The sequence below is a fragment of the Acidaminococcus sp. HCP3S3_G9_1 genome, assembly GCF_052122455.1.
Taxonomy (GTDB): Bacteria; Bacillota; Negativicutes; order Acidaminococcales; family Acidaminococcaceae; genus Acidaminococcus.
Map to the genome: position 1 here is coordinate 91,852 of NZ_JBQKCH010000002.1, position 19,735 is coordinate 111,586.

Sequence of the window (19,735 nt, forward strand, 5' to 3'; positions counted from 1 at the left end):
CGGCCTTGCTGGTATTCTGTGTGAGTATACGTCGATTCTTCGGGAGCTGGGAGGGCAGGCCCAGGAGGAGTCGGCGGGACAACATCGGGTGTTGTCGCTCCTGGGGTGGAGCACGCGGGCGATAGGGTCCGGCTTCCTGGTCCGTAGCCGCAGCCTTTGACCGACAGGGCAAGGCGATAGGCTGTGAGCCTCCCGCCAGGGACGAACGGGTCTGCCCTCCCGGCGGAGAGCCCTCACGGGTGGATGAGTATAGAAGTTTTTGCCCTCCAGGCGGCCGGGATGGGTTTGCCTGCGGCGAACCCCTACGCCGTTGCCCCGAAGTATGGTACAAGAAATCGGGCTGCCCGGCGTGCAGCCCCTGCGGTACCGATTTACACGTTCAAAAATTTGCCTGCAAATTTCTCATTCAGCTGGAGACTAGTGACTGGGAGTTCAATCAGGGCGCGCATCCTGCGGCATTGCAGCCATTCGTCTGATTGCCGCCGTTCCATCTCTTCGCTCTTCACTCTGCACTCCCCTTCGTGTTATGATGATAAAAACAACTTTCACGAAAGCGAGGCTTTGCTGTGCGATTTTTACATACTTCTGACTGGCACCTGGGCCGGATCTTCCATGGTCTCCACCTGCTGGAGGACCAGCGGGCCGCCCTGGACCAGATCCTGGACCTGGCCCGGGAATACAAGGTGGATGCCCTTCTGGTGGCCGGGGATGTGTACGACCGGGCCGTCCCTCCCACGGAAGCGGTAAACCTGCTGGACGAAACCCTCCGCCATCTGGTGCTGGATCTGAAGATTCCCACCCTGCTCATTGCCGGCAACCACGACAACCCGGACCGGCTGAACTTTGGCCAGGCCCTTTTTGCCGCCCGGCAGCTGTACATCACCGGACCGGTGGATCCGGATACCCATCCGGTGGTGCTGGAAGATGGGGACGGGCCCGTATACTTTGCTCCCCTCCCCTACTGCGAACCTCTCACCGCCACAGAACTGAGCGGGGAAAAGCAGCCCACCCATGAAGCCGCCCTCCAGTGGCAGGTGGCACGGATTCTCCGGCAGATCCCTACCCGGGCCCGGAAAGTGGCCCTGGCCCATGTGTTCCTCACCGGGGCCCAGACCACCCCGGACAGCGAACGGCCCCTGGCCGCCGGCGGGGCCACCACCGTGAGCATCGACTGCTTCAAAGACTTCCACTATACGGCCCTGGGACATCTCCACGCCTGCCAGAACAACAGTCCCCGGGTCCGGTACTGTGGCTCCCTGCTGAAATATTCCTTTGCAGAAGCCAGCCAGAAAAAAGCCGTCCACATTGTGGACCTGGACGGCAAAGGAGACATTTCCGTGGAAACCGTTCCCCTTAAGGCTCCCCACGAACTGGCGGTACTGAAGGGAGAATTCCGGGACCTGTTGGAGAACCCCCGGACCGATCATCTCCAGGACTATCTCCAGATCCAGCTTACGGACCGGGTGCCCATCCTGGATGCCAAGCACCGGCTGGAACAGGTGTACCCCCAGATCCTCCAGCTGGGCTATGAACGGCTCCAGCCTGTGGAAACAGAAGCAGCCGCCACCGCCCAGCGGAAGGGGCTTTCCACCGACGACCTGTTCCAGGCCTTTTTCCAGGAAGTCCAGGGCCGGGATCTGACAGAGGGAGAAAAAGCCCTGTTCCACCAGATTGCCGATGCCGTGAACCAGGAAGGGAGGAAAGCCTGATGCGCCCGCTGAAACTTGTGATGACCGCCTTCGGTCCCTACGCCAACGAAGAGACCATCGACTTTACCCGGCTGGGAGACAACCGGTTCTTCCTGATCACCGGCCCCACCGGAAGCGGCAAGACCACCATCCTGGATGCCATCACCTTTGCTCTCTATGGCACCCCCAGCGGGGATCTCCGGGACAACCGGTCCCTGCGCAGCGACTATGCCACCCCGGACCGGAAAACAGAAGTCCGGTTCACCTTCCGGAACCGGGACCGGGCGTATGAAGTGACCCGGACCCCGGAACAGGTGCTGAACAAACAGCGGGGAGAAGGAACCCGGACCGTGCCTGCCGGTGCCTCCCTGGTGGAGATTCTCCCGGAAGGGGACCGGAAGGTGCTGGGTACCTCCAACAGCTCCGTGACCCGGGCGGTGGAACAGCTCCTGGGGTTCCAGGCCCGGCAGTTCCGGCAGCTGATGGTGCTGCCCCAGGGAGAATTCCGCCGGTTCCTGGTGGCAGATTCCAAGGAACGGAAAACCATCTTGGAAACCCTGTTCAAGACCGGCCAGTACAGCGCCCTGGAAGAAGCCCTGGACGCCCGTGCCAAGACCCTGAAAAAGGAATATGAGGAATGCCGGCAGAAATACCAGCTGCTGCTGGAAAGTGCCGGTACCAACAATCCTGCCGCCCTGAAGGAACGGATCCAGGAAGAAAAGCAGCAGGCCAAAGCCCTGGAAGCCCAGGCCGCCGAAGCCCAGAAAGCCTCAGCCGCCGCCCTGGAAGCCCTCCAGCAGGCCCAGCAGCTGGCCCACACCTTCCAGCGCTGGCAGGAGGGCCAGAAACGGAAGGAAACCCTGCTCCAGCAGGCACCGGCCATCCAGGAACTCCAACAGAAGCTCCAGTGGCTGGAAGAGGCCCTGAAGCTCCACCCCATCTACGACCGGACCCGGAAGGCCAAGGCCCGGCTGGATGCGGCGGAAGGGCTGCTGGCCCGGGCCCGGGAGACCCTGAAAGCCGCCCAGGAAACCCTCCGGCAGCAGCTGGCTTCCGCCACGGAAACCAACACCCATGCCCTCCAGGAACAGATGGCCCAGGTCCGGGAACAGCTGGCCCGGATGACCGCTGTTTCAGGGGAAACCGTCCGGATGGCCCAGGCCCTTGTTCCCGGGAAGCCCTGCCCGGTGTGCGGTTCCCCGGACCATCCCCACCCTGCCACCCAGACCCGCCAGGCCCAGGAGGAACTGGCCCGGAAGACCCAGGCCATGGAAGCCAAAATCGCCCAGCTGAACCGGAAACAGAAAGCCCTGGAAAAGGCCCAGACGGAAGCGGATCAGGCGGCCGGATCCTGCCAAACCGCTGAAGAAAACCTGGCTGCCGCCCAAAAGGCCTTCGAGGCGGACCGGGAGGCCTACAAGACCGCTCTGGAGCAGTCTCCCTTCCCGGACCAGCATTCTTTTGTGGCCGCCCACAAAGCCCTACCCAGCAAGCCCTTGTGGCAGGAACAGGTGGACCGGTACCGGCAGCAGACGGACAGCCTCCAGGGAGAACTGAAGCTGTTGGGGGACCAGCTGAAGGACAAGACCCCTCCGGACCTGGCACCTCTCCAGGAAGCGGTCCGGCAGACCGGCACCTCTGCCCACACCCTGGCCACCCGGACCGGGGCTCTCCAGGAAACCCTCCGCCGGGAAGAAGCCAGCCTGAAGCAGCTGGAAAAACTGGAAAAGGACCTGTCCCGGCTCCAGGAAGCCTACGGACCCATCGGCCTTCTGGCCTCCACTGCCAAAGGGGACAACAGCCGGAAGCTGACCTTCTCCTCCTTTGTGCTCCAGGCGGTGCTGGACGATGTGCTGGAAACCGCCAACCTGCGGCTGAACAAGATCAGCCAGGGACGGTACAGTCTGTACCGGAGCCAGGACATTGTGGATGCCCGGAAGGAACAGGGGCTGGGACTGGAAATCATGGACGCCTTTACCGGCCAGGCCCGGGCGGTGACCACCCTGTCCGGAGGGGAGATCTTCTTCACCTCCCTGTCCCTGGCCCTGGGGCTGTCCGATGTGCTGGAATCCTACGCCGGAGGCCTGCACCTGGACACCATCCTGGTGGACGAAGGGTTCGGGTCCCTGGATCCGGAAACCCTGGACAGTGCCATCAGCGCCCTGCTGGAACTCCAGAAAGGCGGCCGGCTGGTGGGCATCATCTCCCACGTGGCCGAATTAAAGGAAAGGATTTCCGCCCAGCTGGAAATCATCCCCACCAATCAGGGAAGCACCACCCGGTTCAGGGTGTAAAAAAGGGGCTGTTGCATAAGCAACAGCCCCTTTTTTTACACCCCTCTCATCTCCGGATCCCAGATGATCTTGTGGAGCTGGACCTGGATGCAGACCTGGGCCAGCTTGTGGTCCCGGACGAATTCCACCAGTTCTTTGGGCTCAATGGCTCCGTACACCGGAGATACATACACCTGGCTCCGGAGGGTGTACTCCCGGAGCACCCGGTCCATGTCCTCCAAATCTTCCCGGCTGCCCACCACGAACTTCACCACATCGTCTCCGGTGAGCCGGGTGAGGTTTTCCATCCGCATCCGTCCCCGCATCCCGGAAGAAGGAGATTTCACGTCCATGGTGTAGAACAGGCCCTTGGGCCGTTCCTCCAGCAGGGGGACCGCCCCGTTGGTCTCGATGTTCACTTCATACCCTTCCCGGGAAAGGGCCCGGCACAGGCCATCCAGCGGCTGGAGCAGCGGTTCTCCCCCGGTGAGGGTCACCTTTTTCCAGGGATAGCTGCGGATCCGTTCCAGCAGTTCCCCTTCCGTCAGGTGATCCCGGGCATTGGACCGTTCCAGGGCATAGCCGGTGTCGCAGTAGCTGCACCGGAGGTTGCATCCGGCGAACCGGACAAACACAGCCATATAGCCGGTGCGCTTCCCCTCCCCTTCAATGGAGTCGAACAGCTCCACCACAGGAAATGTTTCAGTCTTCATAAATGGCCACGTTCCCTTCCGATTCCTGGACGGAGACCCGTGTGCAGAAGGGGATCTGATCGTGGATCCATTTGGCAATATTTTCCGCCGTAGGATTGGTCTTCACAATATCATTGATGAAGACATGGTCCAGCTGCATCACCACGTCCTTGATGTGGGTGAAATCCACCACCATGCCGTTTTCGTCCAGGGTTTCCCGCTGGCAGGTCACGTCGATGATCCAGTTGTGCCCGTGGAGATGGGTGCATTTGCTTTTATAAGGAAGCTGGAGACAGTGGGCTCCGCTGACTTCCATCCGTTTGGTTACCGTATACATGATCAATCCTCCAGTGCCGGGTCTTTGACCCCGTTGGCGGCAAAAGCCCGTGCCCGGTCGATGCAGGTACCGCAGGTGCCGCAGGGTTTGTCCCCGCCTTCATAGCAGCTCCAGGTCAGTTCATAGGGGGTGTGGAGCTCCAGTCCCCGTTTCACCACGCCGGCCTTGCTGCAGCTGGCAAAAGGCGCCACAATATGGCACTGGCTGTACGTACCCAGAGAAATGGCCCGTCCCATGGCGTCCAGGAAGGCTTCGCTGCAGTCTGCATAGGCGTTGCCGGCCGCATCATCTGCATGGGCTCCGATGAAAATGGATACATCATCCTTTTCGTAGATGCTCATGGCCAGGCTGGCCACTGCAGAAAGCATGAGCCCGTTCCGGAAGGGCACATAGGTGGATACCTTTCCTTCTCCATTTTCCGCGATCTGCTGTTCGTAGCTTTTGTGGACGATCTTTTCCGTGGAATGGTCCAACAGGGAACAGTTGGAATACTGGAAGATCCTGGACAGGTCCAGCTCGTAATGAGGCAGGCCGTAGTAGTCCGCCACCTTCCGGGCGCATTCCAGTTCCTTCCGGTGTTTCTGGCCGTAAAAAATGGATACAGTGGACACATTTCCTTTGCCGAATTCTTCCACTGCCACAGAGACGCAGGTGGTGGAATCCACCCCGCCGCTGGACAGCACCAGTGCTTTCTTATTCATGGACAAAGGCCTCCATTCTCCGCTGGGCCATGTCTTTGTATTCCGGCTGATAATACACGGCAAAGGGCAGGATGCTGATGCCGCCCCGGGGATTGAAATAGCCGGCCACTTCCAGATATTTGGGCTGGAGCAGGTTCACCAGGTCGTTTTTGATGATGTTCACACAGTCCTCATGGAAATCCCCGTTGTTCCGGAAAGAAAACAGGTACAGTTTCAGGGATTTGCTTTCCACCAGCTTATGGTCCGGGATGTAGCTGATCACGATCCGGCCGAAATCCGGCTGGCCGGTTTTGGGACAGAGGCTGGTAAATTCCGGGCAATTCAACTTCACCATGTAGGGAGCCTCTTCATGTTTGTTGGGGAAACATTCCAGCACTTCCGGCGCATAGGTATTCTGGTACACCGTATGGCCGCTGCCCAGTTCGGTGACCCCCTGCAGTTCTTCTTTTGTTCTCATGGTCATTCCTCCAAAAAGTACAGTTTTGGAAAACCCGCAGTCGAAAAAAACAGTTCCGAGCGGACTCACAAAATTAAATTATACCGTATACGGGACAGAAAGGGAAGAGTGCAGAGCGAAGAGAGGAACCGTAGGGGCCGCAGGCCCGGCGGCCCGCTCCAGAAATCACCAAACGCACAGAGGGGCCCCAGGCCCGGGGGCTGCCACTCAAAACAAAACCGTTTCTCCATCCTGTGGCATAACATAATTGGTGACTCCTCTTCCGGCCAACCTGCCTTTCATGTCATAGCGGGTCAAAGAAGCATGAGCCACATTGTCCATATGGGTTATAAAGATTGTTGCCCTGGGTACGGTCCGGGCCACACACTCCACATCCTCATCATTCATGATCAGCCGGCCAAATTCCACAAGCTCTGCTGCACAGGCGTTGACTGTAACCACTTCCGGAGAATAAGCTTCCAGCGTTTGCTTCACGCCAGGATACCATACAGTGTCTCCGCTCACATACAATGTTTTTTCTCCCTGGGCCTGAAAAACCACGCCCATGGCATTGCCGCAGGAGACCATAGTTCCATGTTTGGCCGGCACTTTGGTCAGCGTTACATTTTTCCACACGGTCCCTTCTGCAGAGAGCACCTGTACTCTTTGGAACCCGGATTTCCGGAATACGGCCGCATCTGTTTCGTTTTGGACGAATACGGGAACAGTCTTGTCCAAAAATTTTCCTACCGTACCATCTGCCGCCACATCAATGTGATCTGGATGGATATGGGTAACGATATAAGCATCCACTCCTTCCCTGATTTTTTCTCTGGACAGGGGCAAGCCGTAAAAAGGCATGGGCAGCACCATTTTTACCGGGTCCGGGACCTGGTAGTTTTCTAGGGTAATGTCGTCAAAGGATCCCATGCTCCCTTTGTCAGCTAACCATGGATCTAGAAGAAAGGTCACTCCTCCGAATTTGATTTTATTGGTTGCGTTGCGAATCTGCTGGATTTCCATTGCATTTTCCTCCTTGATACTTTGGCTGTATGAGAAAATTATAAAAAAAAAGGAAATCCCGCTCCATGGAAAAAAACAAGTCTTTTCTTGTCCGGAGTTGAAAAATTCAAGTTTCCGGCAGTTCCAGGTTCTTTAGCACCATATCAACCGTACAAATGCCATATTTTTGAAGCTGCACCAGAATTCTTTCCTGTTCTTCCACCGACTGAAAAAACATGTCCAGAACATAAACCTGACGTCCAGTAATCTGATAACAATGGAGTACTTGACAACCGCATTGAGCCAAGAATACTACCAAAGGAGTCTTTTGCGGTATCCCTGCTTCCAGGCGGATCAGGGAATGAAGCGGATAACCATAGACAGGACAATTTACATTGACCGTATACTGTTGGATGATTCCTTTGTCCTCCAGCTTTTCAATGCGATTTTTTACGGCTTGCCCGGAAAGATGGACTTTTTCACCCAATTCCTGCAGCGTAATCCTTCCCTGATGACGCAAAATATGGATGATTTGTTCATCGACCTGGTCCACTTTATTCTTTTTATCCAATTTTGCCCTCCTTATCCTGTGTTGACAAGTGGGGAGTTATCCACTTTTTCGTGGATAACTCCCCGCTTTATCAACATTTTCCCCTTTGGTTCCTCAGCCCAGGTGTTTTTCCAGTCCCAGGACGGCCAGCCGTACGCAGTCGTCGCAGGAACAGAGCATCTTCCCGGTGCCCACGCCTTTCAGGTCCCGGCAGATGGTGGCGCCGGCTTTTTCTTTGAACTCCTGGAGGATTTCGTTCATCACCGTCTTGGCCGGCTTGCCGCTTTTGTCCAGCAGCCCCAGCACCACAGCGGCCCCGGTGAGGGCACCGCAGGTGGCGTCCATGCCTCCCATGCCTCCCCCGAAGGCGGACCCCAGGGCCCGGAGTTCTTCGGTGGATTTGCCCAGTTTGTCCTGGTAAGCCAGGAGCACGGCCTGGGCACAGTTGGTATGCACATCAGTGCTGTGTTTCAGTTCTGCGGCCTTTTCCGCCCCCTTGGATGTTTCGATCATCGTATAGAATGCTCCCCTCATGAAACTATTGTCTTTATTATACGTGCTGCCGTCCAAAGAAACAACCGGGTTTACAAAATTCCCGCCGGCAGATGGACAGTTACACCCGGTCCCAGAGGGATATCCAGGGCAACCCACACCAGCATGAACAGGATCCACACCACCTGGAGCACCGCCGCCAGAGGAATCAGGTTGGAGATGAAAGTCCCTACCGTGCAGTCCGGATCATATTTTTCCTGGGCCACGCTGAGCATCATCCACAGATAAGGCATCATGGGAGTCACACTGTTCCCCGGGGAATCCCCCAGCCGGTACAGCAGCTGGGCAAAAGCCGGATGGTACCCCAGCAGCATGAACATGGGCACGAAGATAGGAGCAAAGATGGCCCATTTGGCGGATCCGGAAGACATGAAGATGTTCACGAAGGCACAGACCAGCACAAAGGTCACGCACAAAGGCAGGCCTGTAAATCCCATGCTCTGGAGGAAATCTGCTCCGCCGATGGCCAGCAGTGTCCCCATTTTGCTCCAGTTGAACAGTCCCTGGAACTGGCCGCAGAAGAAGCAGAACACCACATAGGACCCCATGTGAGACATCTGCTTCACCATGGCCCCGTTGATATCTTTTACAGTCTTGAACTTGCCGGTGGTCATCCCATAGGCGATCCCGGCAAAACTCATCAGGAAGAACAGGATGGGGATCAGCCCCTTCAGCAGCAGGGAACCCACCAGGGTATGGCCGTCCTTGGACAGGATGCCGGTGAAAAAGCCAACGGCGATGATGGCAATGTACACCAGGCTCACCCAGCCGGCCCGGCGGAGCCCCTTTGTTTCCGTTTCCGTCAGGTCCTGGACCGCTTCCAGTTCTTTGGCTTCATACTTCCCGAACCGGGGTTCGATAAGATGCTTGGAGGTGTACCCCAGCACCAGGGCCACCAGGAAGGTGGAAGCCACCATAAAGTACCAGTTGCAGGTGACGTCCACGGCGTAGACCCCTTTGCCCAGGAATCCGTCCAGGGCCTGGTTGGTAAGCCCCTGCATCAGGGTATCAGTGCCGGCGATCATCAGGTTGGCAGTAAAGCCGGCGTTGGCTCCGGCGTATCCTACGATCATCCCCACCAGAGGGTTCTTCCCCACCCCGATGTACACCAGGGCCGCCAGAGGGGGAATCACCACGGAAGCCGTATCCGAGGCAATGTTCCCCATGGTGCCCACAAAGGCAATCAGGTAGGGCACCACTCCCGGGGGCACGTTCTTCATGCTCCGCCGGAGCAGGCTTACCAACAGGCCGCTTTCCTCACAGAAACCGATGGCCAGGGTCATGGTGATCACAAGGCCCAGAGGGGCGAACCCGGAGAAGTTCTTCACCATGTTGCTCAAAAGCCAGTTGATCCCCTCTTTGGTAAACAGATTCTGGGCCATGACCGCCTTGCCGTTGGCCGGGTTCACCAGGCTCATTCCGGAAGCAGAAAGAGCCGCTCCGGCCAAAGCTGTAATGACAAACAGAATGCAGAACAAAATGGCCGGAGGGGGCAGTTTGTCACAGACCTTCTCCACTCCGTTCAAAAACCGGTCCACCCAGCTGCCCCGGGCCTGCTGCGTTTCTTCCTTCATCTTATCCCTTCCTTTTCCTGTAACTGTGTCAAACGTACCCGTAGGGGCTGCACGCCGGGCAGCCCGCCCATTCACCATTTGTCCTGACATCCTGCGGGACAACCGGCCTGCGCCCCTACGGTTTATGTTTTACTTATATATTTTATAATTATAGCCTAAGCTCCCCCACTTCAAAAGCCCCTTTTTTCTCTCTGTTCCCGGGCCCAGCTCTTTTTGCTTCGGGGTTCCCCCAGTACCAGGGACCAGAGCATCCCCTGGCGCAGGTCCCCGGAAAGCACCGGGTGACCGGAAGGTCTGGCCTGGCGCTCCCGGCTTTCCACCACCTGGGGAGCCACTGTGGGCTTCAGGTCCCGGATTTCTTCCACCAGGTCACTGCGTACGGGCTTTACCGTAGGCTGGAGGGACGGCTCTTTTTGGGCAGGAGCCTGAGCCTCCTCACAGACGAAAGGTCCCGGATCCGGTTTCCGGACCGATTGGGAGGACTTTTTCAGGGGCCGTTTCTTTTTTCTCAGCAGCTGGCTTCCCAGAAGGAACAAAATCCACACCAGGAACAGCAGCAAATCGCTTTTCATAGGCCCCTCCCGTTATTTTTCCGGTTTCCGGGTGGGCGGCAGTTCTTCCTGGCCGCCAGCCACCAGGCTTTCCCGCATTTTGGTGTCCGCCAGCAGGTTCTTCATCTGATAGTAGTCCATGACCCCCAGATGGCCTTCCCGGAGTGCCTGGGCCAGGGCTTCCGGCACCTGAGCCTGGGCTTCCACCACTTTCGCCTGCATTTCCTGGGTGTAGGCCCGCATTTCCTGCTCCTTGGCCACAGCCATGGCCCGGCGTTCTTCGGCCTTGGCCTGGGCGATGTTCTTGTCCGCTTCCGCCTGGTCCGTCATCAGCTGGGCCCCAATGTTCCGTCCCACGTCCACATCGGCGATATCAATGGAGAGGATTTCAAAAGCTGAGCCGGCATCCAGTCCCTTGCTCAGCACGGTCCGGGAAATGTGGTCCGGGTTCTCCAGCACATCCGTGTGTTCTTCCGAAGACCCCACGGTGGTGACGATGCCTTCGCCCACCCGGGCAATGATGGTGCTTTCCCCGGCGCCCCCCACCAGCCGGTCGATGTTGGCCCGGACAGTGACCCGAGCCCGGACCTTCAGCTCGATGCCGTTCTTGGCCACGGCAGAAATCAGCGGGGTCTCGATAACCTTGGGATTGACGCTCATCTGGACCGCTTCCAGTACGTCACGGCCGGCCAGGTCGATGGCCGCCGCCCGTTCAAAAGTCAGAGGGATGGCCGCCCGTTCCGCGGCGATCAGGGCATCCACCACCCGGTCCACATCCCCCCCGGCCAGATAATGGGCTTCCAGCTGGTCCACGTTCACATCCAGGCCGGCCTTGTTGGCCTTCACCAGAGGCAGGATGATCTTGGAAGGGATCACCCGGCGGAGCCGCATGCCCACCAGGGTGAAGATGTGCACGTTGACCCCGGCGGCCATGGCGGAAATCCACAGGCCCAGAGGAACAAAGTGCAGGAACAGGACAATGATGACCAGGATGGCCACCAGGAATACGGTACTGCCTAAAATTGCAATCATGGGTTTTCCTCCTTCCGGACTACGGTCCGGCCTCCGGTGGCTGCCACCACACGGATGGCCGTCCCCGGTTCATAAAATTCCCCTTCGGTGATCACATCTACCAGTTCCCCATCGATCAGGGCCCGTCCGGAAGGACGGAGCACCGTCTGGGCCACACCGGTTTTGCCCACCAGGTCCTTCCGGTCTTCGTTGCCCGTATAGCCCTGGGCAGCGGTGGACCGGAGATGGAGGGTCACCTGCCGGCCCAGCCAGCTTTTGGGTCCCCGGCGGACCACCCAGAACCCCAGCACCGCCAGCCCCAGCAGAATACCGCCCACTAGGGCCGCCGCCTGGGCCGTGGCCCCCAGAAAGAAATACAATGCCCCCAACAGGCACAGGATGCCGGTGATGCCGAACAGGCCAAAGCCGGGAATGAACCCCTCCACAAGCAGCAGCACCACACCCAGAAACAAAAGCTGCAGTTCCATAGGGACCTCCTTTCCTCAGGATAAAAAGGGATTGGTAAGTATTATTCGAGATAAAAGGGGAAATCCCTGCTTATTGAGAGGTTTGGTGGTTGATCAATCTCCGCAGGGCGCGCACCAGGGGTTGCCCTGCAATCCCGCCCGGTGCGCCCGCTCCCTCAAAAAACGCAATAAAAAAGACGATACAGCGTTACGCATGTATCGTCTTCTTTTGTGGTGGGCGCTAACAGGATCGAACTGCTGACATTCTGCTTGTAAGGCAGACGCTCTCCCAGCTGAGCTAAGCGCCCATAAGTTGGTGACCGGAGAGGGAATCGAACCCTCGATACCGCCGTGAAAGGGCGGTGTCTTAACCGCTTGACCATCCGGCCAAAAAAAATGGTGATCCGCCAGAGGATCGAACTCTGGACACCCTGATTAAGAGTCAGGTGCTCTACCAGCTGAGCTAGCGGACCATCATGTCTTTGGTTTTCTCAACCGCTGACTTTGTTAGTATACAAGATAATACGAAATTTTGCAAGCCCTTTTTGAAAAAAACTTCATTTTTTTTCTTTCAGCCAGTGATGGGCCGCTTTCAGCACCTGTTTCACCGTGAGATCCCGCATGCACCGCATGTCGTCACAGTGGTGTTTCATCCCCTTCTGGCACCCGTCACAGGGTGGATTGGCCCGGACAATGGTGGCCCGTTTCGTATAGGGTCCGTACAGTTCCGGGTGGCTGGGGCCGTACATGGCCACAATGGGCACCTTCTGGCTGATGGCCACGTGCATGGGGCCGCTGTCGTTGGTGATGATCAGGCTGCACCGGCTCATGGCCGCCGCCAGTTCTCCCAGGGAGAATTTCCCAGTGGCCACCATGGGTTTGCTTTTCATGAAAGACACTGCCTCCCGGACCATATCCTCGTCCATGGACCCTCCGAAGAACACCGTCCGGTATCCTTCTTTGGCCAGGGTATCCGCCACCTGGGCAAACCGTTCCGGGGCCCACCGTTTGGTGACCACCGCACTGCCGATGTTGAACCCCACCACTTTTTCTCCCGGCTTCAGGTCCTGGGCCGCCCAGTAGGCCTCTGCCGCCTGTTTGTGCTCCGGTCCCGGGAACACTTCCAGACCGTTGTTTCGAAGGTCCTCCACCCCGATCCGCTTCAGCACGTCCAGGTACATGTCCGCTGCATGGATGGTCCGATTCAGCTTCAGCCAGGGATGGAAGAACCCCCGGAACAGGAAATGGGACGCTCCCACCTTTTCCGGCACCACAGCCATGGCATCGATGAAGGAGCACCGTTCGTTGGGGTGCAGGTTGATCAAAAGATCGAAATGGGCGTCGGTGATCCGCCGGCTCATGGCCCACAGGGCCCGGAGGTTGTTGTCCTTCCCCTTTTTGTCGATGGTCCACACATGGTCGATGTTGGGATTGTATTCCACGATTTCCTTCAGCTTCTCATCCACCAGATAGGTGATGTCCGCTCCAGGCGCCGCCTGGCGCAGAGCATGGAGGAAGGGGGTGGTAAGCACCAGATCCCCCAGATGCATCAGGAAGGTTACGATGATTTTCTTTCCTGCCAGTTCAGTCACAGGCTTTTTCCTCCTTTTTCCGGTACAGGTCATACACCTGGTCCGGGGTCACTTCCCCCATGCAGGTCCAGTGGTCACAGTGCTTTTTCAGGCATCCGGCACACTTTGCCGGGCTGACCAGCACCGTGGCCCGTGGATTGCCGTAGGGACCCGTCCGGTCCGGCCGTGTAGGGCCGTAGATGGTCACCAGGGGCTTCTGGAGCGCCGTGGCAATGTGGAGAGGCCCGGTATCCCCGCTTACATAGCACCGGGCCCCTTTGATCAGGGCCCCCAGTTCCCGGAGGCTGGTCTTCCCAATCCAGTCCAGCAGACGGGGTTCCGGCCCCACCAGGTCCCGGATCTTTTCTCCCAGGGGCTTGTCTTCCGGACCCCCTGCCAGTACCACCCAGGTCCCGTCCTGGAGAAACTTCCGGGCCAGGGCGGCATAGTGCTCCAGGGGCCACCGCTTGGTTTCCCACCGGGCCCCGGGCACCAGCACCGCATAGGGCATTTTTTCTTTCTCCGGCACCCCGGCTTCCCGGAGTCTCTGCCGGATCGTTTCCCCTTCTTCCCGGAGCGCCGGCATGGGATAGGTGATCTTCTCCACCTTTGCCCCCAGATACCGGGCCACATCCAGGTACCGTTCGATCACATGATCGTGGGCATGGGCCCCCGCAATGGGCCGGGATACCAGCCGGCTCCCTTCCCGCATCTCACAGTAGCCGATCCGGTTGGGACAGCCGGTGAGCCAGGCCATCACCGCACTTTTGAACAGCCCCTGGAGGTCGATCACCAGGTCGAAATTTTTGGACCGGAGCAGCGCCCGGGTTTTCCGGAGGGTCTTCCACTTGTCCCCCCAGCCCATTTTCCCGAAGGCCTTCTTGTCGAAATACAGCACTTCGTCGATGATGGGCGGTTCCGGCACAAAGGCGCTGAACTGGGGATGGACCAGCCAGCTGATCCGGCTGTCCGGGAAAGTTTCCCGGAGGGCCGCCGCAAAGGGCAGGGCATGGATCACGTCCCCCAGGGAACTCATTTTGATGATCAGGATGTTCTTGTAGGTCACTTTGCCCCCTCCTGCCGGGCCAGCACCTGCCGGACAAAGGCCAGCAGATCCGTCCCGGTGAACCGGTAGCCCGGGATTCCCGCCGCCAGGGCCGCCTGCACGTCGCTTTCCTTGTCCCCGATCAGGAAGGATCCTTCCCGGTCCAGATCATGGTCTGCCAGGGCCTGCAGGATCATCCCCGGTTTGGGCTTCCGGCAATTGCAGGCCACAGTCAGTTCCGGGATCACCCCTTTGGTGGGATGGTGGGGACAGAAATAGAAGCCGTCGATCTGGCCGCCGGCTTTCCTGATTTTTTCCGCCATATAGGCATGGAGATGCTCCATGTCCTTTTGGGTGTAGTAACCCCGGGCGATACCGCTCTGGTTGGTCACCACATACACCTGATAGCCCCGGCGGACCAGGGCGGCCACCGCCTCTCTGGCGCCGGTCACCCATTCCACCTGGTCAGGACGGCAGATATATCCCTTGTCGATGTCCAGGACCCCGTCCCGGTCCAGGAACACCGCTTTCCATTTCCCGCTCATGCCTTGTAATAGCCGTCAGAATCCCGGAGCACCTGGCAGTATTCCTTCACCGCCTGGGCAAAATCCGTGAACCCGCCGTCGTAGCCGGTGGCCAGCAGCTTGGTGGCATCGGCCTGGGTATAGCTCTGGTATTTCCCCTTCAGCACTTCCGGGAAGGGCACATAGACCAGTTCTCCGCTGCCGAAGAATTCCAGCACCGCTCTGGCCATGTCATTGAAGGTATGGGCATGACCCGTCCCCAGGTTGTAGACCCCTTTCAGTTCCGGATGCTGCCAGAAATAGAACAGCACCTTCACCACGTCCTTCACATAGATGAAGTCCCGGGTCTGTTCCCCCGGCCCGTAGCCGTCGTATTCCCCGAACAGCTTCACCTTGTGTTCCCCCTGCCACTGGAGGAACATCTGGCGCACCATGGAGGCCATTTTCCCCTTGTGGTTTTCCTGGGGCCCGAACACGTTGAAATACCGGAACCCGGCGATCTGGCTTTCCGCCTTGTCGAAGTACCGGCGGGCATAGTTGTCGAAGAACAGCTTGGAGAAGGCATAGACGTTCAGGGCTTCTTCACAGGCCGGTTCTTCCCGGAACCCGTTCTTCCCGCTGCCGTAGGTGGAAGCGGAAGAAGCATACAGGAACTGGATCCGCCGGTCCAGGGCAAAGTGCATAAGGGTCTTGGTGTATTCGAAGTTGTTTTCCATCATGTACTTGCCGTTGTATTCCATGGTATCGGAGCAGGCTCCCTCATGGAAGATCACTTCGATGGGTTCATGGTCGAACTTCCCGTCCCGGACCCGCTGGATGAAGTCCATTTTGTCCAGGTAGTCCATGACCTTCAGCCCCTGGATGTTCTTGAACTTCACCATATTGGTGAGATTGTCCACCACCAGGATGTCATCCCGGCCCTGTTCGTTCAGTCCCTTGACGATGTTGCTGCCTATAAAACCGGCACCCCCGGTTACAATGATCATAATTTACCCTCCTTGACCAGTTCTGCGATTTTCCGGATTACCCCGGTGGTGGAATAGCCTTCCTTGAAGGGCAGGATCTCCACCCGGCCGGCGTATTCCCGTCCGGCTACTTCTTCCGGTTTGTAGTCTCCGCCTTTCACCAGGATATCCGGCCGGATCCGGCGGATCAGTTCCGTGGGCGTGTCTTCTCCAAAGAGCACCACTGCGTCCACACAGCCCAGGGCAGCCAGGATCCGGGCCCGGTCATTTTCCTGGTTCAGGGGACGGGTCTCTCCTTTCAGCCGTTTCACCGATGCATCGGTATTGACCCCCACAATCAGATGCTGTCCCAGCCGGGACGCCTGTTCCAGATAGGTTACGTGGCCGGTGTGGAGGATGTCGAAGCAGCCATTGGTGAAGACGATCTTCTCCCCGGCCGCCTGCCAGGTCCGGGCCAGGCTGGTCACTTCGTCCCAGCTGAGAGGCCGGTAGTCCCGTCCTTCCCGTTCTTCGCTGGCCAGCACTTCCTTCAGCAGTTCCTCCCGGTGCACCGGATAGGTCCCCACTTTGGAAACCACGATCCCCGCCGCCTTGTTGGACAGATTCAGGGCTTCTCCCAAAGGCAGGCCTCCGGCTACCGCCGCCAGGAGCACCGCCGCCACCGTATCCCCGGCCCCGGACACATCGAACACGTCCCGGGCAGTGGCCGCTTCCGTGATTACTTCGTGTCGGTTGATCAGGGAAACCCCTTTTTCCGACCGGGTCACCACCACATTCCTGATGTGGAAAGCATCACGGGCTTTGGCCGCCAGTTCCACCAGAGGTTCCGTTTCGTTGGGCACCACTTTGCCCCCGGCTTCGCACATTTCCTTCACATTGGGGGTGATGAAATCACACCCTGCATACTTCCGCCAGTCCGCTCCCTTGGGGTCCACCAGCACCGGCACCTGGGCACTGTGGGCCAGGTCGATCACCGTCTGACAGAAATGGTCGGAACAGACCCCTTTGGCATAGTCGCTGAGAGCGATGCCGTCCAGGCCGTCCTGGAGCCGCTGTTCCAGCCAGCTCAGCAGCCGGCTTTCCTCTTCCGGGTTCAGGTCTCCCGGCTCTTCGAAATCCAGCCGGAGCATCTGCTGCCGGGCTCCGATGATCCGCATTTTGGTAATGGTACTGCGGCCGGGCATGGGCAAAAGACCGCTGAAATCGATTCCCGCCGCTGCCATTTTTTCCTCCAGGGCTTCCCGGTGCTCATCCAGCCCGGTGACCCCTGCGGCATAGACTTTCACGCCCAGTCCCGCCAGATTGGCCGCCACATTGCCGGCGCCCCCCAGGACGCTTTCCATCCGGCGCACCCGGTTCACCGGCACCGGGGCTTCCGGAGAGATCCGCTTCACTTCCCCGTACACGTACCGGTCCAGCATCACATCCCCGATCACCGCGATCCGCAGCTTCTGGATGTCTTCTGTAAGGAATTGGGTACTTTTGGTATTACGCATAGTCTTCCACCAGCTCGCAAATGATATGTCCCATGATTTCATGGATTTCCTGGGCCCGGGCGGTATTCACCGCGGGCACGTCCAGCAGCACGTCGCACAGGTCCGCCATTTTGCCGCCCCCTTTGGCCGTAAAGCCGATGACCCGGATCCCTTTGGCCCGGGCGGTCTCGATGGCCGCCAATACATTGCCGCTGTTGCCGGAGGTGGAAATCCCCACCAGCACATCTCCTTCCCGGCCCAGGCCTTCCACCTGCCGGGCGAAGATCCGGTCATAGCCGTAGTCGTTGCCGATGGCCGTCAGGATGGAGGTATCCGTGGTGAGAGCCAGCGCTGCCATCCCCGGCCGTTCCTTCTGGAACCGGCCCACAATTTCCGCCGCCCAGTGCTGGGCGTCCGCCGCCGATCCCCCGTTGCCGCAGAACATCACTTTGCCCCCGGAAGCCAGGGTCAGGGAAATCATCCCCGCCGCCTCCTCAATGGCCTTCAGCAGCCGTTTGCTGCCCATGACCTTGTGGACCAGTTTTTCATGTTCCAGGAGACGGGCTCCGATCAGTTCCTGTGCCTTACCACCGATAGAGGTCATATGTCACACTCCATTCATGATCATTGTTGTACTTCTTGTCCCGATATTCCAGTCCCAGACGGAAGCAGCAGAAATCATGGTACCACCGGTAGATGTATTCGTAGACGCTGCTCTTGCCCTGGTCATACCGCATGACGAAGTTCACCCAGTCATTGGGGCCCAGCCGTTTGCCCAGTCCCCACTGGATTTCCTTGGCCATGTCCGGATCCGCATAGGAGAATACGGAACTGTGTTCCTTTTCATAGTAATAGCCCAGCCAGGTGTTCCAGCCCCCGTCGAAGTTTTTGTTCAGGGTGGCGGAATACAGCATGGTCTTTTTGGTTTCATCGTTAATGCTTTCACGGACCCATTTATGGCCCATCCCCAGGTTCAGGTACAGGGGCATCTTTTCGTGGGTGAGACGGATGGGATCATGGTTCAGATAGAACCCGTATTCCGTATGCCAGCTCCGCTTCCAGTTGTCCTTCCACAGACCATGGCTGATGTAGGCGGAATAGTTCATCGGCACCCGGTCGTCGAACTTGTGGGCCTTGTAGACGAACTTCACATCCCGTTCCTTCCGGATCCAGTTGTTGTCCGAGTCTTCCATATGCCCGTCCTGGATCTGGACATAGAAGTTCTTTTCCTCCTGCCGGTCCGTAAAGAGAGGCCGCCAGCCGATCTTGGAATAGTACTTCAGTTCCGCATCCAGGTTGTTCTTGTTGCTGATGGGCACATCCAGGTTGTAACGGATCTTCACTCCATGGTCCGTATCGTACCCGATATGGGGCAGCAGGCTCTGTTTTTCGTCACTGTCACCCATCCGGTTGATCCACCGGTCCCGGGAATAGACGTGCTTGCCTTTGACGAACACCTTCACATTGTAGGCGATGATCTTGTCCTTGGGATAGATCACCACTTTGTCCGCCTTCACTTCCACACAAGGGGGATGGAGCACTGCCGGGCACCGGGTGGTGCTGCCGCCGCTGGTGAGTTCCACCCGGTCCGGATAGATTTCCCCGATATCCGCCCGGTACATATCCTTGCCGTTGTAGCCGGAAATGTTCTTCACCGTACCGGTTTTGTCCAGGAAGTTGTAATGGCCCCACTGGCCGTTGGTGACACTGGTGCCGCTGCCGGTCTCTTCCACGATCCGACCCCCGGTCAGAAGGTACACATCCCCGGTTTTGGAATTGCCCTGGGCCTGGGCAGTGTACAGCTTCTGGTTGCCCTGGTACAGACGCACGTTCCCCTTGGCTTCAAAATCACCGGTTTCCGAATTGTACTGGACCTGATCCCCATAGATGGTAATGGGCAGGGTGGATTCGCTGGGAACCGTTTCCCCCTTTTTCTCACGGAGCTTCTGTTCCTTGGCTGTTTCCCGTCCAGCCCGGGTGATGGTTTCCGTCTTGGCATCCGGCTGGTCCTGGATCCGGTGGACCCCTTCCTTGGTCCGGGCCAGAGATTCCACTTCATCCAGGCTCTGGATAGCCGGCTGGAAAGCCGGACCGTCCTTGCTGCTCAGTTTTCCCCCGTCATAGGTCACCGCTGCACTGGCCATGCCCGGCAGCGATACCGCCAATGTAATTCCTAAGGCCAACGCCTTTTTGTTCATAGGATTCTGTCCTCCAGTGGATAAATTTCCTCATCAAATCTTGCAGTGTCCCGGCAGTTCCCTGCCCGGAAAACAGTTACACTCTTCAATATTATAACACAAAAGGCCCCTCTCTTCCGCAAC

20 protein-coding genes and 3 tRNA genes are annotated in these 19,735 nt (G+C 58.2%); 2 read left to right on the top strand and 21 right to left on the bottom strand.

What is annotated here, in order from left to right:
* The first annotated feature begins 566 nt into the window (after nucleotides 1–566).
* Together ACTQY1_RS01915 and ACTQY1_RS01920 are read left to right on the top strand one after the other, a co-directional pair.
* A complete protein-coding gene (locus ACTQY1_RS01915) occupies nucleotides 567–1,709 on the top strand; it encodes an exonuclease SbcCD subunit D (RefSeq protein ID WP_302157560.1) in 1,143 nt (380 codons plus the stop codon).
* Complete coding sequence (locus tag ACTQY1_RS01920; protein WP_441368862.1) at nucleotides 1,709–3,982, top strand: AAA family ATPase; 2,274 nt, start codon at nucleotides 1,709–1,711, stop codon at nucleotides 3,980–3,982. Before ACTQY1_RS01915 ends, ACTQY1_RS01920 begins: the two co-directional genes overlap by 1 nt.
* Nucleotides 3,983–4,017: 35 nt before the next feature.
* Here ACTQY1_RS01920 and queE read toward each other — a convergent pair whose 3' ends face one another.
* From queE to ACTQY1_RS02025, 21 genes are all read right to left on the bottom strand, one after another.
* Nucleotides 4,018–4,674 carry a putative 7-carboxy-7-deazaguanine synthase QueE gene (gene queE, locus ACTQY1_RS01925; protein ID WP_441368863.1) on the bottom strand — a complete coding sequence of 219 codons (657 nt, stop codon included), beginning with the start codon at nucleotides 4,672–4,674 and terminating at the stop codon, nucleotides 4,018–4,020.
* Nucleotides 4,664–4,990, bottom strand: a complete 327-nt coding sequence (locus tag ACTQY1_RS01930; RefSeq protein ID WP_441368864.1) for a 6-pyruvoyl trahydropterin synthase family protein — start codon at nucleotides 4,988–4,990, stop codon at nucleotides 4,664–4,666. Before ACTQY1_RS01930 ends, queE begins: the two co-directional genes overlap by 11 nt.
* Before the next feature lie 2 nt (nucleotides 4,991–4,992).
* Nucleotides 4,993–5,691, bottom strand: coding sequence for a 7-cyano-7-deazaguanine synthase QueC (gene queC, locus ACTQY1_RS01935; protein WP_154488651.1), 699 nt, complete (start codon nucleotides 5,689–5,691; stop codon nucleotides 4,993–4,995).
* Complete coding sequence (gene queF / locus ACTQY1_RS01940; RefSeq protein ID WP_347567399.1) at nucleotides 5,684–6,154, bottom strand: preQ(1) synthase; 471 nt, start codon at nucleotides 6,152–6,154, stop codon at nucleotides 5,684–5,686. The genes queC and queF overlap by 8 nt, the downstream gene beginning before the upstream one ends.
* A 201-nt stretch (nucleotides 6,155–6,355) precedes the next feature.
* Nucleotides 6,356–7,150 (bottom strand): MBL fold metallo-hydrolase, encoded by a 795-nt coding sequence (locus ACTQY1_RS01945; RefSeq protein WP_441373750.1) that lies wholly within the window; start codon nucleotides 7,148–7,150, stop codon nucleotides 6,356–6,358.
* 106 nt (nucleotides 7,151–7,256) lie between these two features.
* The gene (locus ACTQY1_RS01950; RefSeq protein ID WP_022487284.1) at nucleotides 7,257–7,700 is read right to left on the bottom strand and encodes an Lrp/AsnC family transcriptional regulator; all 444 of its coding nucleotides are present in this window, start codon (nucleotides 7,698–7,700) and stop codon (nucleotides 7,257–7,259) included.
* 93 nt (nucleotides 7,701–7,793) lie between these two features.
* Nucleotides 7,794–8,192, bottom strand: a complete 399-nt coding sequence (locus tag ACTQY1_RS01955; protein ID WP_441368865.1) for a C-GCAxxG-C-C family protein — start codon at nucleotides 8,190–8,192, stop codon at nucleotides 7,794–7,796.
* 71 nt (nucleotides 8,193–8,263) lie between these two features.
* Nucleotides 8,264–9,805, bottom strand: coding sequence for an AbgT family transporter (locus ACTQY1_RS01960; RefSeq protein ID WP_441368866.1), 1,542 nt, complete (start codon nucleotides 9,803–9,805; stop codon nucleotides 8,264–8,266).
* A gap of 170 nt (nucleotides 9,806–9,975) precedes the next feature.
* A complete protein-coding gene (locus ACTQY1_RS01965; RefSeq protein ID WP_441368867.1) occupies nucleotides 9,976–10,377 on the bottom strand; it encodes a hypothetical protein in 402 nt (133 codons plus the stop codon).
* Nucleotides 10,378–10,389: 12 nt separating this feature from the next.
* On the bottom strand, nucleotides 10,390–11,388 hold the full coding sequence (gene floA / locus ACTQY1_RS01970; protein WP_022487288.1) for a flotillin-like protein FloA: 999 nt from the start codon (nucleotides 11,386–11,388) through the stop codon (nucleotides 10,390–10,392).
* Nucleotides 11,385–11,855 (bottom strand): NfeD family protein, encoded by a 471-nt coding sequence (locus ACTQY1_RS01975; RefSeq protein ID WP_441368868.1) that lies wholly within the window; start codon nucleotides 11,853–11,855, stop codon nucleotides 11,385–11,387. Before ACTQY1_RS01975 ends, floA begins: the two co-directional genes overlap by 4 nt.
* Nucleotides 11,856–12,066: 211 nt before the next feature.
* A tRNA-Val gene (locus ACTQY1_RS01980) sits at nucleotides 12,067–12,142 on the bottom strand.
* Between the two features lie 6 nt (nucleotides 12,143–12,148).
* Nucleotides 12,149–12,223, bottom strand: a tRNA-Glu gene (locus ACTQY1_RS01985).
* Nucleotides 12,224–12,231: 8 nt separating this feature from the next.
* Nucleotides 12,232–12,307 (bottom strand) — tRNA-Lys (locus tag ACTQY1_RS01990).
* An 84-nt stretch (nucleotides 12,308–12,391) separates the two neighbouring features.
* Nucleotides 12,392–13,384: a glycosyltransferase family 9 protein gene (locus tag ACTQY1_RS01995; protein WP_441368916.1), complete on the bottom strand. Its 993-nt coding sequence runs from the start codon at nucleotides 13,382–13,384 to the stop codon at nucleotides 12,392–12,394.
* 34 nt (nucleotides 13,385–13,418) lie between these two features.
* Nucleotides 13,419–14,471, bottom strand: a complete 1,053-nt coding sequence (gene waaC, locus ACTQY1_RS02000; RefSeq protein ID WP_441368869.1) for a lipopolysaccharide heptosyltransferase I — start codon at nucleotides 14,469–14,471, stop codon at nucleotides 13,419–13,421.
* Nucleotides 14,468–14,995, bottom strand: coding sequence for a D-glycero-alpha-D-manno-heptose-1,7-bisphosphate 7-phosphatase (locus ACTQY1_RS02005; protein WP_441368870.1), 528 nt, complete (start codon nucleotides 14,993–14,995; stop codon nucleotides 14,468–14,470). The genes waaC and ACTQY1_RS02005 overlap by 4 nt, the downstream gene beginning before the upstream one ends.
* Nucleotides 14,992–15,960, bottom strand: a complete 969-nt coding sequence (gene rfaD / locus ACTQY1_RS02010) for an ADP-glyceromanno-heptose 6-epimerase (RefSeq protein WP_022487293.1) — start codon at nucleotides 15,958–15,960, stop codon at nucleotides 14,992–14,994. The genes ACTQY1_RS02005 and rfaD overlap by 4 nt, the downstream gene beginning before the upstream one ends.
* A complete protein-coding gene (gene rfaE1 / locus ACTQY1_RS02015) occupies nucleotides 15,957–17,435 on the bottom strand; it encodes a D-glycero-beta-D-manno-heptose-7-phosphate kinase (RefSeq protein ID WP_329778129.1) in 1,479 nt (492 codons plus the stop codon). The genes rfaD and rfaE1 overlap by 4 nt, the downstream gene beginning before the upstream one ends.
* A complete protein-coding gene (gene gmhA, locus ACTQY1_RS02020) occupies nucleotides 17,428–18,018 on the bottom strand; it encodes a D-sedoheptulose 7-phosphate isomerase (protein ID WP_022487295.1) in 591 nt (196 codons plus the stop codon). The genes rfaE1 and gmhA overlap by 8 nt, the downstream gene beginning before the upstream one ends.
* On the bottom strand, nucleotides 17,999–19,612 hold the full coding sequence (locus ACTQY1_RS02025) for an organic solvent tolerance protein OstA (RefSeq protein WP_154488656.1): 1,614 nt from the start codon (nucleotides 19,610–19,612) through the stop codon (nucleotides 17,999–18,001). Before ACTQY1_RS02025 ends, gmhA begins: the two co-directional genes overlap by 20 nt.
* Nucleotides 19,613–19,735 lie beyond the last annotated feature (123 nt).

Bases quoted from the DNA above. Each gene is read 5' to 3' on its own strand.
- queF (WP_347567399.1), bottom strand. From the start codon at position 6,154: ATGACCATGAGAACAAAAGAAGAACTGCAGGGGGTCACCGAACTGGGC.
- ACTQY1_RS01975 (WP_441368868.1), bottom strand. From the start codon at position 11,855: ATGGAACTGCAGCTTTTGTTTCTGGGTGTGGTGCTGCTGCTTGTGGAG.
- ACTQY1_RS01960 (WP_441368866.1), bottom strand. From the start codon at position 9,805: ATGAAGGAAGAAACGCAGCAGGCCCGGGGCAGCTGGGTGGACCGGTTT.
- floA (WP_022487288.1), bottom strand. From the start codon at position 11,388: ATGATTGCAATTTTAGGCAGTACCGTATTCCTGGTGGCCATCCTGGTC.
- ACTQY1_RS01930 (WP_441368864.1), bottom strand. From the start codon at position 4,990: ATGTATACGGTAACCAAACGGATGGAAGTCAGCGGAGCCCACTGTCTC.
- ACTQY1_RS01955 (WP_441368865.1), bottom strand. From the start codon at position 8,192: ATGATCGAAACATCCAAGGGGGCGGAAAAGGCCGCAGAACTGAAACAC.
- ACTQY1_RS01965 (WP_441368867.1), bottom strand. From the start codon at position 10,377: ATGAAAAGCGATTTGCTGCTGTTCCTGGTGTGGATTTTGTTCCTTCTG.
- ACTQY1_RS01920 (WP_441368862.1), top strand. From the start codon at position 1,709: ATGCGCCCGCTGAAACTTGTGATGACCGCCTTCGGTCCCTACGCCAAC.
- rfaD (WP_022487293.1), bottom strand. From the start codon at position 15,960: ATGATCATTGTAACCGGGGGTGCCGGTTTTATAGGCAGCAACATCGTC.
- ACTQY1_RS01995 (WP_441368916.1), bottom strand. From the start codon at position 13,384: ATGCATCTGGGGGATCTGGTGCTTACCACCCCCTTCCTCCATGCTCTG.
- rfaE1 (WP_329778129.1), bottom strand. From the start codon at position 17,435: ATGCGTAATACCAAAAGTACCCAATTCCTTACAGAAGACATCCAGAAG.
- ACTQY1_RS01945 (WP_441373750.1), bottom strand. From the start codon at position 7,150: ATGGAAATCCAGCAGATTCGCAACGCAACCAATAAAATCAAATTCGGA.
- gmhA (WP_022487295.1), bottom strand. From the start codon at position 18,018: ATGACCTCTATCGGTGGTAAGGCACAGGAACTGATCGGAGCCCGTCTC.
- ACTQY1_RS02025 (WP_154488656.1), bottom strand. From the start codon at position 19,612: ATGAACAAAAAGGCGTTGGCCTTAGGAATTACATTGGCGGTATCGCTG.
- queE (WP_441368863.1), bottom strand. From the start codon at position 4,674: ATGAAGACTGAAACATTTCCTGTGGTGGAGCTGTTCGACTCCATTGAA.
- queC (WP_154488651.1), bottom strand. From the start codon at position 5,691: ATGAATAAGAAAGCACTGGTGCTGTCCAGCGGCGGGGTGGATTCCACC.
- ACTQY1_RS02005 (WP_441368870.1), bottom strand. From the start codon at position 14,995: ATGAGCGGGAAATGGAAAGCGGTGTTCCTGGACCGGGACGGGGTCCTG.